1 protein-coding gene is annotated in these 280 nt (G+C 42.5%); it reads right to left on the minus strand.

Annotated elements, in window-relative coordinates; translation table 11 throughout:
- Window positions 1–280, minus strand: a 280-nt coding sequence (locus ACNKXS_RS15435; RefSeq protein WP_417921659.1) for an Ig-like domain-containing protein, incomplete at both ends; no start/stop codon positions are given.

Raw genomic sequence — 280 nt, forward strand, 5'->3', positions numbered from 1 at the left:
TGGTTACCGTTCCATTGGAAGGTTTTTGAGCTTCAAAAATTGTTACTGTAAGCTCATCACCATCAGGATCAGAATCATTGTCAAGCACAGTGATCTCGACTGGAGTGTCTTCAGTTGTTGAAGCCGAATCATCTACAGCAATAGGAGCATCATTCTCAGCACCTACAGTTACTGTTACCGTAGCGGTATCGGTTCCACCATTACCATCAGAAATAGTGTATTCAAAAGTATCAGTTCCGTTGAAGTTTTCGTCTGGAGTATAGGTTACCACGCCATTCTC

The organism is Christiangramia marina (assembly GCF_048285865.1).
In the GTDB taxonomy this organism is placed as follows: domain Bacteria; phylum Bacteroidota; class Bacteroidia; order Flavobacteriales; family Flavobacteriaceae; genus Christiangramia; species Christiangramia marina.